This is a genomic window from Glaciecola sp. XM2, assembly GCF_018595715.1.
Classification (GTDB): Bacteria; Pseudomonadota; Gammaproteobacteria; order Enterobacterales; family Alteromonadaceae; genus Glaciecola.
In genome coordinates, this window is record NZ_JAHEOJ010000020.1 from 483,339 (window position 1) to 500,364 (window position 17,026).

The following is a 17,026-nucleotide window of genomic DNA, read 5'->3' on the forward strand; positions in this document are numbered from 1 at the left end:
TAATGGATATTTCAAGCATTATCATCATCGCCATTGTGGTGCTAGCGGCTGTATTTGTAGTGGGTATTTATAACGGCATTATTTCTCGTAAGAATGCTGTTGAAAGGGCTTGGGCAGGGGTGATCACGCAAGAGCGTCAAAAGAACAAAATCTTGCCTGACTTAGAGCAAGTGGTCAAAGAGCATAAAGAGTTTGAGTCGAGTATATTAGAAAACATTACTAAGCTTCGCTCAAAAATGAACGACTTAGACGACAAGCAAATTGATACCCAAAGTTTAGGCGAAATAGAGTCATTAATGCAGGCAGTAAAAGGCGGCATTAACGTCACCGTTGAGGCCTACCCCGATTTAAAAACCGCAGGCCTAATGTCTAACCTAATGCGCGAAATGACTGAGCAGCAAGAAAACATTGGCGCCGCCATCCGCATCTTTAACCAAAATGTTGAAGCCTTTAACGAAGGCATTGAGATCTTCCCTAACAGCTTGGTGAACCAAATGCTCAACAAGCAGCAACGCATCGACGTGTTTTCAGATAAACAAGCGAGCGAAGGGTTTGATTACAAGCCTAACTTCTAACCTGTATTATTTTAATACCAGTGCTGGGCTGTGATGATGTAACTTGTGGCCGACTTCGCACAAAGGTGTTTGTAAGTTTGCCCTGATAGTAAATGTCAGAAATTTTTACACCAATTAAGCTGATTGCTTTTAGGTGATTGTTTTTATTTGATTTTTATTTTGGAACGAATTGTGCATAGAGGCTATCAGACGCGGAAATCGCAAGTATGTAAAGGATTAAATTTATGAACATTTTAAAATCATCTTTAGCGGCAACTTTATTGTTGTCTGTCGTTAGTTTGACCCAAGCGGCTGTGATCGTATCGGTAGAGGACGAAGGTGTATTAAAAAGCACTGTGAGTAACGCCACTACAATCGATTTTGAAGGCTTAGGTGTTTTATTTCCAGATTTAACACAAAACTGCCCACTTGAGTATGTATCTTGTGCGGGAGATTACCAAGTACGTGAAAGTAACGGAAATGTGAACCAATCAGCAGCTCCCTTTATGGCAACGGCTGTTGGCGAGAGCTTTTTAACGGTTCCAAATCCATTATCAAATGGTTCAGCAACCTTCACTTTAGATGGTGATTATAACTACTTTGGCCTTTTCTGGGGCTCAGTTGATACATATAATACTATCGAATTTTTAAACGACGGTGTTCTTCAAGCGTCTGTAAACGGTGGAAATATCGACTCATTGCTAGCTAACGGTTCACAGGCAAGCTGGCGGTCAAATCGATTTGTTAACTTCAATTTTTCTAACGGTATGGAGTTCGATAGTGTTCGCTTGGTCAGCACAAGCTTCGCGTTTGAAACCGACAATCATGCGTTTGCTCGCGTATCTGCGCCATCAGTAGTAGGTCTACTAGGCTTAGGCATCTTAGCAATGGGCGCGTTAGGCCGTTTTAAAAAATAAGTGATTTCAAGTTGAAAAAGCTCGTCTCTAAGACGAGCTTTTTTGTGGGCATTACATAAACACCTTCAACTCGGTGTCGTTAATTGACAAAACTTTTCGGACTGCGGTTATACTGTAGCCAGATTATTTATAAGGAAATACCCCATGAAAAAAGTGCTTTGTTTTAGTGCCGCATTATTAGTGTCTACATCAGTAATGGCTGAAGAGAGTTGGTGGAGTTCATTGCTTAATACCTTAGGTTTTGGTGAGCAGGCAGAAGAGGTTGTGGCAAGTGCAGCGGCGCTTAATACCGGCAGTCTCGATGTGCAGGGGCTTATTGGCTACTTGACTAACTCATTAAATATAAGCGAAGAGCAGGCCAGTGGTGGTATCGCTAGCTTGATGAATTATGCAAAACAGAGTCTAGGCGAAGAAAAATTTGCAACGTTGGCAAACCAGTTACCAGGTGCCGAGAGTATTCTTAGCGCCGTGCCCGACGTGAGCAATTTAGAGCAGAACGGTTTAGGTGGCTTATTAGATAAAGCAGCGCAGTTCAGCGATTCTTTGGGCTCTGTGAATGAGTTAAACAAGCAGTTTGAAGCACTCGGGCTTGATACAACGATGATTATGGGCTTTGTTGAGCAAGCTCAAAACTACCTAGATACTCCAGAGGGGCAAGAAGCAAAGCAGTTGTTAATGGAGAGCTTTACCAACTTACAGTTATAATGATGACTGTGTTGAAGGCGGATTCATGGCAAGGCATGTTTTCCTTGTCGCAATAAAAAGTTCTTAGGCTTCTATATGTTTGTTGTTAAGTAAAAAGTGTCAATTGCCGACTTTTGATTTTACTTCTCCAAACGAGTGACTGTCGATTAAGAGTAAATAAATCTGCCTTGCCGCAAAGAACGTCGTTGCACATAGACGTCATTTGAACTAGCTGCTGGTCGCTCATATGCTGGTAGGCTGGAGCAGCAATAAAGGTGTTCCACTGACCACCGCATACATTATCGAGCATAATTCGCTGAAAACAGTGATTTTCAGTTACCGGGGACTTAAGCGCGCCAGTGCGAGCTAACTCTGGAAATTTCTCAGAAGTAAGATACAAATAATGCTGCTGTAGAGTTTGTCTTTGTTTAGGCGAAAGGGGCATTTAGTTACGCTTTTTCTTTTTCCACGTGCCACCATAGAGATACGTGCTGCTAGTGGATTTTAAGGTTTGTTGACAGGCTTGGCATAAAAACTTCCATGGCTGATTAGCGTCGCTACGCACACGAAACAGCGTGCTCGCAGAAACAAAGCAGCATTCACAAGCACGCTCGTTTCGCTCTCTAGAAGAACTTCCCATCTTGCCATCCCTTTTGCGCCCATAAACCTCAGCACACTAATTTATATCCAGAGTTAAGTAAACCTTGGCGAAGCGTTTCTTTTTTATAACGCTTCAAAGCGTCATGTGCATATCAAAATGTTTACACTTTTATGCGTTTAAATAATTGTTCTAGCCCACTCACTATTTACAAAACGTTTAGCTATGCTAATTTTGGCATACTTAAAGCAGATATTGTAAGGAGGTGATCATATGTCGAGTGTTTTGAACAAAGGCGAATCAGCTATGAGTGGGGCGCGAACTTACTAACCATATTTCGTCAACCCTCTGGCTGGCTGATACGCTAGCCAAAGCACGGAAAGCCGCAGTCATTGCGGCTTTTTTTACACTTTCAAAGGCCTAATATTTTATATCAACAAAGGACGATTATGCTTGAGTATATTCAAATACTAATAGTCAGCATTATTTTGGGCGGCATGCTTACTTTTCAGTTTTTATTCGCACCGCTGATATTTATCAAGCTCCCATCCGAAACTGCACGCCCATTCATCAGAAAGTTTTTTCCGTTTTATTACTTATATTTTGGTCTTCTTGCGATCGTCCTCAGCATTCTTTCTTACTATTTAGTAGAGCAGGATTATGGATATTGGTTGTTAGCAGCTTTTAGCTTTACAGCTCTATTATTCTTCGTATCAAGGCAAATATTTATGCCTTTGGCTAACAAGGCCAGCGACGAAGAGCGAAAATCTGATTTTACTCGACACCACCGGACTACCGTGGGCATCAATACCCTACAATTGCTGATTATGCTTGTTGCGCTATGGCTATTGACCTAAAAACTCCCATTGGCAATGTTAGCCTATGCAAATAACAAATAAGTAAGGCAAGGCACAAGAAGGTGCACGTATTCACAGGCTTGCATTAAGGTTAAAGAGTGAAAGTTAAAAGGAGTGTTTCTGATACAAACTGATAGCGAACGAATGTTTGGATGTTTTTCTAACATTCGCGACTGTACCTCATGCTTTACATTGAAAACGAAAGAAAAAAACAACTAACTCATCATTTTGCAAGGTGGTGTGTTCAGTTTTTTAGTTCTATGCTATACGTACACTACCACCAAAAGCATCTCCCAAAGGACCCTCGAATGAAAAGAATAGCAATACTCCTGTGCGTATTTAGTGCGCTTTTTGCATGTACTGAAAATAAACAGCCTACTAATCTAGACAACAAAGCGGATGACACATCGATAACGAGCACTCTATATCATGGCGGCGCAATATTGACTATGGCAGGTGAGCAGCCTAATTATGCTGAAGCTGTGCTGGTAGAGGGCGAGAAGATAGCATTTGTTGGTACAAAGCAAGATGCACTAAAACAGGCAAACGATAGCACTGAAATAGTAGATTTAGAGGGTAAAACGATGATGCCTGGCTTTGTTGACGGGCATGCACACTTCTCAAATTTCGCATCGCAAGCCATATATGCCCTGTTGCTTCCTTCTCCAGACGCACAAATAAATAGTGTTGATGCCGCTGTAACAGCATTGCAGGAATGGAATACAGCTGAGAACAGAGCATTCACTGGATGGATTGTAGGAACCGGCTTTGACGACAGTGTTATAGAAGAAAAACGTTTTTTAACCAAACATGACCTTGATAGGGTGTCAACCGAGCATCCCGTCATGGTGATGCATATTTCTGGACACTTTGCGATGGTTAACTCTGTGGCCCTCGAACAATTAAATATAATGGCAGATACACCCGATCCAGAGGGAGGCTTAATTCGCCGAGAAGAAGGCTCAAACGAACCCAATGGTGTGTTAGAAGAACTTGCTGCAATTCCGCATATGATGGTTGCACTTAGTCCAACTAGCCCCGAGGCAATCGCTAAGTTTTTCGCTGCAGGACAAGAAATGGCCCTCTCTTATGGCTATACCACCGCTCAGGAAGGAAGAGCAATGGAGAATCATGAATTGCTTGCGTCTTTAGCCGAACAAGAACTGCTTAAAATAGATGTTGTGTCGTATATTGATTATTTGTTTGTAGACAAATACATGCAGTCTAAGTGGAAAAGTGAGCAATACACTAACCATTACAGAATTGGCGGTATGAAAGTCACATTAGATGGTTCACCTCAAGGGCGCACTGCATGGCGAACAAGCCCTTATTTAATTCCACCAGATGGCGCTGCTAAAGACTATTCAGGCTACCCAGCATTCCCGAATGATGACGATCTAATCGCGATTTACAGAAAAGGCTTTGAAAACAATTGGCAGACACTTACCCATGCCAATGGCGATGCGGCAATGGATCAAATGATACGAACTATGAAGCCACTTGTAGAGGAACTCGGTGTGGGCGACCGTCGAAATGTGCTCATTCATGGTCAGTATGTAAGAGACGACCAACTTGATGAATTTAAGAAACTTGACGTTATCGCGAGTCTATTTCCATTGCATACATACTATTGGGGAGATTGGCATTCGCAAATTATTGGTACTGACCTTGGTAAACGCATAAGCCCGACCAGAACAGCACTGAATAAAGGCCTTAAAATCTCGATTCATACCGATGCGCCGGTTGCTTTGCCCAACCTAATGCGTGTCGTTTGGACAGCGGTAAATAGAACCTCACGTAGCGGAGAAATAATAGGCGAGGGTGAACGATTAACGCCTTATGAGGCCTTACAAGCCATAACGATTTGGGGCGCGTATCAACACTTTGAAGAGAGTGAAAAAGGGACAATAGAAGTTGGAAAGCTGGCTGATTTAGTTGTGCTAGATGCAAACCCCGTTGAAGTTGAACCTGATGCCATACAAGACATATTGGTGCTACAGACAATTAAGAATGGCAATGTGTTATACACTCGTCCGAGCGCCTAATAACATTATCAATTATTGATTACACGGCTAGCTAGGTTGCTAGCCGTATAATCACTATTGAGCCGTATCTACGAGTAAGCTGTGCAGCCAACTCATCAGCTCAATCGATGTGAAAATAAGCACTAGACTATTTTCTGTTATGTCTGGAAATGAGCTTCTTGAAGACTGGAGCATGCAAATTGTTCTTACACCTATGAGCTTACGGCGTTACTTTAAAAGCTAAAAGTTCACCACCACATTCATAGATACATTGCGTCCCGCTGATGAAAACCGTGCCAAGTTTTCACCCTCTGTGCGACCTCTTACCTCAGAAGCTAAATAGTACTCCTCATCTGTTATATTGAACAATCCTAGGTTAATGCGCACGTCTTCATTCACTTGATAGTGGCCAATCAGGTCAACAAGTGTGTGTGAAGGTGCTTGGAAGAATGGGATATCAGCCTCCGTGCTTGGTGTGACGGTTGCTCGGTCGGTGTAGGTTATCGCAAGCTCGGCTCGCCACTTCGAATCATAATCACCGTAGCTAAAGCCTACAACGCTTTGGGCAGGCAGCAGGGAATCTAATGGTAGGCCCGTACTTTTATCTTCACTATCTTGATAGCTATGAGATGCACGAATTAAGTAGTTTTGCAGGGCGTCGAACTGCTCACCTAAGAACCATGTTGCCTGCAGGTCAAAGCCAGTGATTTCTAGCTCATCAATATTGCGCGCTTGAAATTCTAATAATCTAGTTTCTGGGTTGAAGCCCACAACGGCTAGCGATTCAATAAAATCATCATACTGATTTACATATGCGCTCACCGACCACTCAAAAGCTTGTGAGTATCCCCTTAGACCGAGTTCGTGACTCACCACACTTTCGGCTTCTAGTTCAGGGTTGGCAAGTGAGGTGTAGCCGCCCGCAAAATTAGTAAAGCCAACGTTTACGTCGTCCATAGGTGGAATACGAAAGCCCTCGGCATATTGATACCACAGAGAATATTGGTCTGAAAGTCGATACACGGCCCCAAGCTTTGCAGAAACCTGATTATCTTTATAATCCTCAACTGAAACGCCAGGATTTGCTGATGAAAAGATTGGGTCGTTAGACACGTTTAAACTAAATCGGTCGTATCGCAGGCCAGGGCTGAGGGTTAAGCTGCCATCTAAAAGCGTGATTTCATCTTGAATAAACACCGACCATTCTGTCAGCTCCGACGGCGGGAAATCCCGCGCGGGAAACACTGAAAATTCTGGTAGCACCGTGCCCGTTTCGCTCAGTGTTTGTCCTTCTCGCAATGAAATAGAGTCGGTATTTTCATAGCTACTCCCATAAATTAAATAATGACTGCCAAAGAAGTCAAAACGATGGTCGAACTGCAGGTAGAGGCCAGAAATATCCTGTTCAAACTCACTAAAGCGTGTGCGCGTGCTTAATGCTTGTGTCGCCAAAGTGTTGCGAGAGGTTTGCGTATCTTGGGCAGAGCGAGTTTTTTGGTAAAAGCCAAGCGCATGAATGCGTTGAAGATGCGCATTACTATTAGAGGCTTGGTAGGTATATTGTCCAGAAATTCTAGCGCGCTCTTGCGAGTCTATGCCTTGGCTGGCGGTGGTCATGACACCGCGGGATACTTCGCCGCTTTCAGACAAGAGGTTAGTGGTTGAGTGCTGGTCTACACCATCGATTGTTAACTCAAATCGATGCTCATCTGATGCGCTGTAGATAAGTTTTGCTAGACCGTTAGTACCATCGTTATCTTGCGGATCTGCGCTTTTGCGCTCGCTACCTTGTTGATTGTCGTTGGTAAAAAAGGACTCAAATTCGTCGCTTTGCTGGTGGCTAACGCTGATCAGCCATTGCCAGTTATTAACGCTACCCGCAAGCAAGGCATTGCCTAAATACTGGTTGGACTCACTAGCAAAACCCAGTTTAGCGCGGGCAGTAAACGACTCTCCTGTATCAAGAAGATCACTTGGGTCTTTACTTTTAAAGGCGACCACACCGCCGATGGCGTCGCTGCCATATAATGTAGATGCAGGGCCGCGCACGATATCTACGGAGCCAATAAGATCAATGTCTACAAAGTCTCTGCGAGCAGATAAGTTTGGTCCAAAGCTAAACTCATCGGCAATGGGCACACCGTCTAATAATATCAAAACGCGATCGCCATTGATGCCACGAATATTAAAGCTAGATAGGCCGTAACGCCCGTTACCCTCGACGCTAATACCTGGCTCATAGCGCAGCATGTCGCGAATATTTGTGGCGCTTATGGCATCTATTTTTTCGCTGCTGATTCGAGTAACGCTGGCAGCAATTTCGTTTATTTCTCTGCTGGTACGAGTGCCGCTTACGCTAATGGTTTCAATACTTTCCATAGAAAGCTCAGCATTGTCTTCTAAGGTTTTGCTAAGTACAGGCGCGCTTAATAAGGTTAATACAGCGAATGCAGATGCAGCGCACTTATGTGGAAGTTTGTTATGTAACTTGGGTATTGGGTCTTGATGATTCATTGAATTAAACATTTTTACTCTTTAACAAGATTGGGTATTTACATAAATGCTAATAAGAACTATTATCATTTGCAATACGTTTTTGAAATTAATTGAGATAATGTTTATGAACATGTTGTTAAAAATTGTCATTGCCGCCGGTTTGCTCTTTGTTTCGCACTCGCAAGCATCAGCCAATCAAGACATGCGGATTGTGAGCGCAGGTGGCAGTGTGACCGAAATTTTGTTTGCTCTTGGCATGGGGTCAAATATTGTGGCAAGTGATACCAGCAGCGCATACCCAGAGGCGGCGAGTGCATTGCCAAAAATTGGATATTATCGTCAGCTGAGCACTGAAGGCGTTTTAAAAATGCTGCCCACGCACATCTTTGCAATCAAGGGCGCAGGGCCTGAGGCGGTGTTACAACAACTTGAAGCGCTGGGCGTGAACGTTTTTTATTTTGAACAAGAGCGAAGCGAGCAAGGACTCTATACCCTCATTAGTAATATTGGTCAGCGTGTTGGTCGCACCACTGAGGCTGACGCGTTGAATGCACAAATTCGTAATCAAATTAGCGCCTTGCCAAAAGTAGAGCACAACGTCTCACCTATATTTTTAATGTCGGCAAATGAGCGCGGCCTTATGGCGGCCGGCAGCAATACTGTACCCGACCTTTTGCTGGACGTATTGTCTCTAGAAAATCCTTTTGCATCCCTAGATGGTTTTAAACCAATATCCAGTGAGTCCCTATTGGCAAGTGGGGCCAATCTAATCTTTTTGCCTGAACATCAAACGCGAGGTTTGGGCACCGACGCAATATGTAAGACACCAGCGCTTTCAAGCTGGGCAAGCCTACATGGATGCAATATACAGGTGGTCGACTCTCTATTGTTTTTAGGACTAACGCCACGCTTACCTAGTGCTGCAAAGCAAATGGCACAAGCAATCAATGCAGCCCCATAAGTGAACCGTAAAGCAGAACAAAGGTATAGATGATGTTGGCCAGCAACCCATACAACACTGACATTAAACAGCTCGCACGGCGCAACATGTTTAAACAAAAGCGGTTTATGCTTTTGTGCGGGTTTACCCTACCTGTGGTGGTTTTATGGGCCGCGAGCAGTGGCGCATTGGATATCCGACTTTACGATACCTTAAGTGCTTGGCTGTTTGATCTGTCACACACCCCACAAAGCATGCTTGCACAGCAGGTGCTTTGGGAAATTCGCTTACCGCGCATTGGTATGACTTTAGTTACCGGAGCTGGTTTGGCACTTTGTGGCGTGGTACTGCAATCGCTTTGTCGCAATCCATTGGCAGATCCTGGGTTGATTGGCGTATCGTCGGGCGCAGCGTTGTTTGCGGCGTTGGGATTTTTGTTCATCAGCACATCAGCATTGCCTCCATGGTTACCGAGTTTTTTAGCAACAGGGTTCATTCCGTTTCTAGCGGCTATTGGTGCGTCGCTATCACTATTTTTACTGCTCAAAATTGCCAGTGGTCAAGGCGGGCTTAATACGCTTATGCTGATACTTGCCGGTGTTGCCATCAATGCTGGCGCGATGACCTTGTTAGGCTTTATTACATACTTGGTGGATGATGCAACGCTGCGACAAATTACCTTTTGGAGCATGGGGAGCTACGCCGGTATCGACCATGGTATTTTTGTGCTCAGCGCATTCGTCGTTGGCTTTGCAGTGATGTTCTTCATCAGGCGCGTGCACACCTTAATGCTCATCAGCACTGGCGAAAAACAAGCTAAGTTTCAAGGCGTAGATGTGGGCAAAGTAAAAGTACAATCATTGATGGTAGTCGCCCTTGTGGTGGCAGTTTGCGTAAGCTTTACCGGCATAGTTGGCTTTGTTGGTTTGGTGGTACCGCATATTTGTCGCATGTTGGTTGGGGCGCATTTACGCGTGCTTTTACCCACCAGTGTGCTCTGTGGTGCACTCATTGTCACCATCGCAGATACCCTTGCACGCACGGTGATTATTCCTGCTGAACTACCTATCGGCTTACTTACTTCGTTAATTGGCGTGCCGTTTTTCTTGTATTTAATCGTTCGTGAAAAAAGGAAGCTTTCTCATGTTTGAATGTCGTGATTTGCACTATCGAGTGGGCAACAAAGCCCTGCTTAAAGATATTAATGTGAGTTTTGAAGTCAATACCATAACCGCCATCATCGGCGCGAATGGAGCAGGCAAATCCACTTTGTTTAATGCCTTGTTAGGTGAGTTACCAGTAGAGTCAGAGCACATCTTGTTTTGCCACAAGCCACTAAGCCACTATAGCCTAAACGAATTAGCCAAGCAGCGCGCCTTCGTTGCGCAGCATCATCGACTTGCGTTTAGCCTACCTGTTTTTGAATACTTATTACTTGCTCGCGAACATCTTTGTGAGTCCGAATCAGATGCCTTCGCTGCACTTCAGCAAGCATGCAGTGATTTTCAAATACTGCACTTGCTTGAACAAGATATGGCGCGTTTGTCGGGCGGCGAAGCGCAGTTGATTGAGTTCACGCGGGCGTATTTACAGCTTTACCCAAGCAATGCTGGCTCGTTATCCGCTCCGCTGCAAGATAAGTGTTTATTATTAGATGAGCCAGCTAGTGCCTTGGATATCAAACAAACCAAACGCTTGTATCAGTTTTTATTAGCTTTTAAAGCGCAAGGCGGCACGGTAGTTTTGATTGATCATGATATCAATGCCATGGCCAGCATCGCAGACAACATGGTGCTTTTAAAAGAAGGCAGTGTGCTTGCAGCCGGCTCAACTGAGCAAGTATTTGTCGAACCCATGCTCAATACGTGTTTCGATGTACACGGTAATTTGTATCAGCCACATGCAAACTTAATTGAGCCTTCAACTGCATCCACAAAGCAGAATAAGCGGCGTACGTTGCTGCAAAAGAAACCTCATTCACAATCCATTTTTCACGTTGATATTTGCTATTAAGGAGTCTATTTATGAGCGATAAATCCCAACATATTCATCAGGCGCGCACGTTAATGCGCGAGCAACACAGCGGCGTACTTGCTACACAGAGCCTATCGGTAAAAGGGTTTCCTTTCGGTTCGGTAACGCCATATTTGATGACCGAAGAGGGCGATATTGTTATTTATGCGTCAGACATTGCGCAACATTCGCGAAACATGAAAGCCAACTCTCATGTTAGTTTATGTGTGTACGACGGTGCGAAAGCCGACAGCCAAGCCAGTGCCCGGGTCACAATATTGGCCCATGCCATGGCCGACGAAGTAAGTGAAGCGCTACAGGAGCGTTACTTTGCTTTGTTTGAACAAGCGAGAGCCTACGTAAAAGCCCACGACTTTCGTTTTTATCTCTTGCGCACAGAGCGTGTGCGTTACATCGGTGGTTTTGGCGAAATTTACTGGTTTAGTCAGTCCGACTGGCAAGAGAATATCCCGCAAATGGGCAAACAGGCTGCTGGCGTGATTGAACATATGCATGATGACCACAGTGATGCACTGGCCGAAATTTTTAATCATGTTACCGCGTCTCACGCGAAAGATGGCGAAGTGAAAATGTTAAGCTGCACCGCAGAAGGCTTTCATGTTAATTACCAGCATCATGTGCGTTTCATAAAGTTTATCAAGCCGCTTGGGCGCCAGTATGATGTGCGCAAGGCGATGGTGGATTTAACCAAGGCGGCCAGAGCCGAGCAGCTAGAACCTGCTTAGTCGCTGATGCATTTGACCTAGGATCGGCAAAGTGGCATGCTCCATCTCCCGTGTTACTTTGCTTTGAATCCTATGTCACGTTTTACACATCTTTTTGTTTTATTCTCTTTATTAGCGCTTTTAGGCGGTTGTACCGCACTGCAAAAAGACGCTCATTTACTCAACAATGTGACCTACTCATCTGTGTTAGAGGTGCCCTTTACCGCGCCCACCGAGGTGTTAGCCTATGGTGAAGATACGCAACAAAAGGTGTGGTATTGGCAGGCAAACCCCTCTCAATCGATGCAAGGGGTGGTGGTGATGGTGCATGGTGGATGTTGGCTATCACAGTTTGATATTACGCATACCCAAGGGATGGCGTCTGCGCTGGCAGATGAAGGGTATGCTGTATGGAACATCGAGTATCGCCGCAGCGGAAATGGTGGCCAGTGGCCCGTCGCACTTGAAGATATTCGCTTAGGGATTGCTGCGCTCAATCAGCAAAAAGGCAACGAAATCGACTTGTCGAATATTAGCATTCTCGGGCACAGTGCTGGTGGGCATCTTGGCATGCTGGCGGCTGGTGATATAAATGCGTTAAGGTTGCCTTCAAACAGTCGTATTCAAGTATTGGGCTTAGCCCCTATTGTTGATATTTCTGCTTACGCTATGGGTAATAATTCATGTCAAAGCGCAGCACCAGCCTTTATGGGAGGCACGGTAAGTGAGCAAGCAGCAAAGTATGAAGCGGCAAACGTGCTGAATGTATCTTTTGATGAAAAGCTTATGGTGTATAGCTTAGCCGGTGGCCAAGACACTATTGTACCGCCAAATTTTACGTTTCACCCACAGGCACAATCAAGGGTAATTGAGCAAGCAGGGCATTTTGATTGGATCCATCCTGACACTCATGCGTTTAAGTTAGTCTTATCTCTTTTGGAACAATAGATGTTATGGCTAATACTGATTTAGCAAAGCGTGCACAAGCGCTCGACGCACAAGACCCGTTATCACATCTCATTAAAGAGTTTGCGTTACCACATGACTGTATTTATTTAGACGGTAACTCGCTAGGTCCTTTGCCCATCAAAGCAAAGCACAGGGCGCGAGAAGTGGTTGAGCAGCAGTGGGGAGAGGATTTAATTACCAGCTGGAATAAGCATCAGTGGATTGATTTGCCCTCGCGAGTGGGGGCAAAAATCGCACCGCTAATTGGTGCCCAGCCCTCTGAGGTGATTGCGTGTGATTCTATCTCTGTAAATTTAACGAAGGTGCTTTGCGCTGCCTTGCAAATCCAGCAACAAAAAAGCCAATCTAGGCGCCTCGTGATTTCGCAAAAAGATAACTTTCCTACTGACTTGTATATGGTTCAGGGCCTAAGCGATATATTGGGTCAGTCGCGATGTGAGCTTGTGAGTGTAGAGCCGGAGGCGATTTTAGAGAGCATTGAAGAGTTTGGCGACAGCGCGGCGGTTTTGCTGCTTACCCACGTTAACTTTCGGTCTGGGTTTATCCACGATATGCAATTGATTACCCAAGCCGCCCACGAGAAAGGCGTATTAGTCATATGGGATTTGGCGCACAGTGCTGGCGCCTTAGACTTGCACCTTGACGCATGTGAAGTCGATTTTGCTGTTGGCTGCACATATAAATACTTAAATGGTGGCCCCGGTGCGCCTGCGTTCATTTATGCGGCACAAAAGCATATTGGCAATATTAAGCAACCGGTATCTGGCTGGATGGGGCATAAACGGCCCTTTGAATTTACTCACGATTATGAAGCGGGTGATGGTATGCAAAGCTTTTTAGCCGGCACGCCTGCGGTTATATCTATGAGTATTTTAGATGCTGCGTTAGACATATTCTCAGGCATCAAGCCCGCACAAATTAGACAAAAATCGATAAGTTTGACGCAGTTTTTTCAAGACGCGTTTTCACAGTATCTAAGCGAGCAAGACTTTACCTTAGTCAGTCCAACCGATACGGCGATTAGAGGCAGTCAGCTAGCGTATGCGCACGATCAATCCTACGCGATCTGCCAAACGCTAATTGATAATAAGGTGATTGCAGATTTTAGGGCGCCGAATATTCTGCGAATTGGCTTTTCGCCCTTATTCCTAAGCCATGTCGATTTGCTCGATGCGGTGACAAGGATAAAACAAGTGATGGAAGATAAAACCTACATGCAAGCTCAGTATCAAGTCAAACATGCCGTGACTTGATACCGATTGCATAGGTTTACGCGTTTTTATACAAAACGGGTGAGCTGGTGCTCTAGTGAGACGATTTCATCTTTTAATGCGGTGAACGTGCGCTCGGTCGCTTCAGAGTTTTCCGACAAAGACTGTGAGGTATTATCTAACAAGCCCGTGGATTTGGCGATTTCGGTCGCCGCGATGGATTGCTCTTTAATGGCGCTAGAGACAGAATCAATGTTTTGCGTGACTGAGGTGATATGCTCAACAACCGTATCAATCATCTCTTTTGCAGCATTTGACGAGCTCGATACATTTTGCGATTTAGATACGCACTGCTGCATATTTTCAACCGATTGCTTAGATTCAGTAATCAAGGTCGCGGTGATATCGCTGATTTGTTCGGTGTTTTCTTTTGTGCGCATAGCTAGTTGCCTAACTTCATCCGCCACCACGGCAAAACCTCTACCATGCTCTCCTGCCCGCGCTGACTCAATCGCTGCATTAAGTGCAAGCAGGTTGGTTTGTTCAGAAATAGCCTTAATTGACGCCATGACGCTTTCGATTTGAAAACACTTTTCAGCAAGATTGCCAATTGCACCCGACGTTTGCGCTAAGTCACCTTGCAATATGGATAATTCATTATTTGACTCTTCAACGGCCACTTTGGCTTTGTCAGTGGCGCCTTTGGCTTTTTTGGATAAATCAGCAACACCGAGTGCACTTTCAGCAACTGCTGTATTGTTCACTGTCATTTCTTCTGTGGCTGCGGCAATCGTGGTTACCTGTCCGCTAGTATCAAAGCTTGCCTGTTTTACATTCCTCGCAAGCGCTTCAACTTCATCTGACATGTCTGAGATGGAACTGGTGACTTGTTTGGTCTGCCCTATAAAGTCAGAGAAGGCTGCAATGAGACTTGAAAACTCTTGTAAACTCTGTGTTTTATTTGACGTTTTTACATTGATATTGAATTTGCCTTCGTCTTTCATGATGGTACTAATTGCTTCAGAAAGCTCTTGCGCAGCATCGCCATCATTACGTGCCTGGACTGCCATAAAGCCAAGAATAATGCCTTCTGCGATGGCAAACAGGGCATGTATGACCAACACTGAGAATTGTAAATCGCCGCTTTCAAAAACAATGGTAGGCGCGCCGCTCAATTGCATAAAGAAGAAGCCGATGTGGTGAATTGCCACTACCAAAACGCTTGAGAGCACAACCTTCCAGTCGCGATACACAGTTGTCACTGCCATCACCGCGAAAATTTCAAAATGCATATAAGTTGCGCCCATACTTTGTTGTATGTGCAGCGCCGCAAATAACTGCGTGGCGATGACGGCAACGTGGCGGGTATATGCTGCGTGCTTGTCAAATGCAAAAAGTGCTAGCGGCAAGGCCAATATGACCGCACCGACTATGCCGCCTAACAGCAACGAGTCTGTTAGAAAACCGATAACAAGCGTTAGTATAAATTGAAATATCAACACGCCGCGGTAAATTTGATTGCCTTTGTCAATCCAAGGTAAATTCATATATTTTCCACCATTGTTTTATAGGGAAGGTATTAAAATATCTTATATGAAGGTATCGGCTTACTTTTTTTGTGGTTAATAGTTAGATGGGCTAGCGCTTGTAAGTTCATGAATAAAAAGCTAATTTAGATGCAAACCTAGATGTCTATTGACTTACAGAGGTATTTTTAGTGCCCTTTTTGTATACTAAAGTTTAAGCCGCTATGGATAATCCACACTACCTAGCCATATTTAAGGTGGTTAATCTTATTCCTAAAGGCAAAGTGGCAAGCTACGGTCAAGTCGCCGACTTAGCCGGTTTACCCGGTAGAGCACGTCTCACTGGAAAAGCACTTGGGCATGTACCTGAAAGCATGCAGGTGAATTGGCATCGGGTGCTTAGAAGTAACGGCCAGATAGCCTTTGCAAAAGGGAGTGACTTGGCGCAGCTTCAAATCGGAAAATTGCAAGAAGAGAACGTGGCGGTGATCAACCATCGGGTTAAGCTAAAAGCGTTTCAATGGCAACCTGATATGCTCACCTTACTGCAAGATTTGGAGTTTTAAGCAGCGCATCTGCCTATGCAAGCGAGCGTGTCGGTATGTCCATAAAAGGGCTAATGACTTTAATTCGAATACTCAAGGCGCAGGCGCTGATAATCCTCACTACCTTTGAGTTTGTCTAATGATGCTTGCATTTGCTCAACAACAGCCTCAGAGATGTTTGCTGATAGGCCCAAATAGCCCTCATTTTTGTAAATGACAATTCCCGTGCGTCTCAATCTTTCAAAACCGTCGTAGTTTAAGGATAGGAGGTTCTCGCTGGCTGGTAATAATGAGACTCTGCCGTGCAAAAGTAGCTTGGCGCACTGCGCATAGGAGTTCGCCAAGACTAAGTTATCAAACCCCATTTTAAGCAAGTGTGAATGCTGAACGTTGCCGGAGAGTACGCATATACGGTCGACATTTTTAGCATCCTCTAAAGATGTTATGCCCGTTGGGCGCTCTACCGACTCATAAAAGAATGAGCGGTAGCTATCGAGCGGACCAACCCACTGCATAGTACGTTGTCGCTCTTCGGTTTTTAATACATTGAAAAGCACAATGTTATCCTCGGTCTGTACTTCTCGCAAACCACGCCTAAACGGCACAACTTGCATATTGTTTGCAATGCCTAAGTCGTTCATTATCCATCTAACAATCTCTACATCGAGAGCTCGCCTGCCACCATTTTCCACACCAACAAGCTCGCCGTCGTCATTTTCGACCACAGCGTTACGAACTGAATGTGTATAGAATTGCAGTTCGGAGCTTTCCACTGCTGGGTTGGATGCAAAACTAAATGCAGAGCCCAACAAAAGCAGATAAGCAAAGCAAACACGTTGGGTGACAGAAAGGTTCATGGAACTCAAATATAAATAACGGCTTTAGTGGTCTATAGTCAGCTATTGTTCAACATAATTCAACCTAACTTATCGATTCAGCAGTTTTCAACGCGTCACTATGAAAGTGT

At 44.7% G+C, this 17,026-nt stretch carries 17 protein-coding genes; 12 read left to right on the forward strand and 5 right to left on the reverse strand.

The window, feature by feature from the left end; all coding sequences use genetic code 11:
- Window positions 1-2 precede the first annotated feature (2 nt).
- From KJ365_RS06790 to KJ365_RS06800, 3 genes are all read left to right on the forward strand, one after another.
- Entirely contained in the window at window positions 3-575 is a 573-nt protein-coding gene (locus KJ365_RS06790) for a LemA family protein (protein ID WP_214450867.1), read from the forward strand.
- A 224-nt stretch (window positions 576-799) separates the two neighbouring features.
- Window positions 800-1,471, forward strand: coding sequence for an Npun_F0296 family exosortase-dependent surface protein (locus KJ365_RS06795; protein WP_214450868.1), 672 nt, complete (start codon window positions 800-802; stop codon window positions 1,469-1,471).
- A gap of 144 nt (window positions 1,472-1,615) precedes the next feature.
- Window positions 1,616-2,176, forward strand: coding sequence for a DUF2780 domain-containing protein (locus tag KJ365_RS06800; RefSeq protein WP_214450869.1), 561 nt, complete (start codon window positions 1,616-1,618; stop codon window positions 2,174-2,176).
- Between the two features lie 85 nt (window positions 2,177-2,261).
- Here KJ365_RS06800 and KJ365_RS06805 read toward each other — a convergent pair whose 3' ends face one another.
- Together KJ365_RS06805 and KJ365_RS06810 are read right to left on the reverse strand one after the other, a co-directional pair.
- Window positions 2,262-2,600: a hypothetical protein gene (locus KJ365_RS06805; RefSeq protein ID WP_214450870.1), complete on the reverse strand. Its 339-nt coding sequence runs from the start codon at window positions 2,598-2,600 to the stop codon at window positions 2,262-2,264.
- Complete coding sequence (locus KJ365_RS06810) at window positions 2,601-2,795, reverse strand: DUF8622 domain-containing protein (protein ID WP_214450871.1); 195 nt, start codon at window positions 2,793-2,795, stop codon at window positions 2,601-2,603. It abuts the gene before it with no gap.
- 407 nt (window positions 2,796-3,202) lie between these two features.
- On the opposite strand from KJ365_RS06810, the gene KJ365_RS06815 reads away from it, so the two are divergent.
- Together KJ365_RS06815 and KJ365_RS06820 are read left to right on the forward strand one after the other, a co-directional pair.
- On the forward strand, window positions 3,203-3,610 hold the full coding sequence (locus tag KJ365_RS06815) for a DUF4149 domain-containing protein (protein WP_214450872.1): 408 nt from the start codon (window positions 3,203-3,205) through the stop codon (window positions 3,608-3,610).
- Between the two features lie 308 nt (window positions 3,611-3,918).
- A complete protein-coding gene (locus KJ365_RS06820) occupies window positions 3,919-5,655 on the forward strand; it encodes an amidohydrolase (protein ID WP_214450873.1) in 1,737 nt (578 codons plus the stop codon).
- A gap of 219 nt (window positions 5,656-5,874) precedes the next feature.
- On the opposite strand, the gene KJ365_RS06825 is transcribed toward KJ365_RS06820, so the two are convergent.
- Window positions 5,875-8,160 (reverse strand): TonB-dependent hemoglobin/transferrin/lactoferrin family receptor, encoded by a 2,286-nt coding sequence (locus tag KJ365_RS06825; protein ID WP_214450874.1) that lies wholly within the window; start codon window positions 8,158-8,160, stop codon window positions 5,875-5,877.
- 94 nt (window positions 8,161-8,254) lie between these two features.
- On the opposite strand from KJ365_RS06825, the gene KJ365_RS06830 reads away from it, so the two are divergent.
- The 6 genes from KJ365_RS06830 to kynU all read left to right on the forward strand — a co-directional run bounded on the left by KJ365_RS06830 (window position 8,255) and on the right by kynU (window position 14,030).
- Window positions 8,255-9,091: a heme/hemin ABC transporter substrate-binding protein gene (locus tag KJ365_RS06830; protein WP_250884059.1), complete on the forward strand. Its 837-nt coding sequence runs from the start codon at window positions 8,255-8,257 to the stop codon at window positions 9,089-9,091.
- 86 nt (window positions 9,092-9,177) lie between these two features.
- Window positions 9,178-10,221 (forward strand): FecCD family ABC transporter permease, encoded by a 1,044-nt coding sequence (locus KJ365_RS06835; RefSeq protein WP_250884060.1) that lies wholly within the window; start codon window positions 9,178-9,180, stop codon window positions 10,219-10,221.
- Entirely contained in the window at window positions 10,214-11,083 is an 870-nt protein-coding gene (locus KJ365_RS06840) for an ATP-binding cassette domain-containing protein (RefSeq protein ID WP_214450875.1), read from the forward strand. The genes KJ365_RS06835 and KJ365_RS06840 overlap by 8 nt, the downstream gene beginning before the upstream one ends.
- Before the next feature lie 11 nt (window positions 11,084-11,094).
- Window positions 11,095-11,829, forward strand: coding sequence for a HugZ family pyridoxamine 5'-phosphate oxidase (locus tag KJ365_RS06845; RefSeq protein ID WP_214450876.1), 735 nt, complete (start codon window positions 11,095-11,097; stop codon window positions 11,827-11,829).
- Between the two features lie 72 nt (window positions 11,830-11,901).
- Entirely contained in the window at window positions 11,902-12,756 is an 855-nt protein-coding gene (locus tag KJ365_RS06850) for an alpha/beta hydrolase (RefSeq protein ID WP_214450877.1), read from the forward strand.
- 5 nt (window positions 12,757-12,761) lie between these two features.
- Window positions 12,762-14,030, forward strand: a complete 1,269-nt coding sequence (gene kynU / locus KJ365_RS06855; protein ID WP_214450878.1) for a kynureninase — start codon at window positions 12,762-12,764, stop codon at window positions 14,028-14,030.
- 26 nt (window positions 14,031-14,056) lie between these two features.
- Here the strand turns inward: kynU and KJ365_RS06860 are convergent, their stop codons facing one another.
- Window positions 14,057-15,535: a methyl-accepting chemotaxis protein gene (locus KJ365_RS06860; RefSeq protein WP_214450879.1), complete on the reverse strand. Its 1,479-nt coding sequence runs from the start codon at window positions 15,533-15,535 to the stop codon at window positions 14,057-14,059.
- Window positions 15,536-15,738: 203 nt separating this feature from the next.
- Between KJ365_RS06860 and KJ365_RS06865 the strand changes: the two genes are divergently transcribed.
- A complete protein-coding gene (locus tag KJ365_RS06865; protein WP_214450880.1) occupies window positions 15,739-16,080 on the forward strand; it encodes an MGMT family protein in 342 nt (113 codons plus the stop codon).
- A 59-nt stretch (window positions 16,081-16,139) separates the two neighbouring features.
- Here the strand turns inward: KJ365_RS06865 and KJ365_RS06870 are convergent, their stop codons facing one another.
- On the reverse strand, window positions 16,140-16,916 hold the full coding sequence (locus tag KJ365_RS06870; protein ID WP_214450881.1) for a substrate-binding periplasmic protein: 777 nt from the start codon (window positions 16,914-16,916) through the stop codon (window positions 16,140-16,142).
- Window positions 16,917-17,026 lie beyond the last annotated feature (110 nt).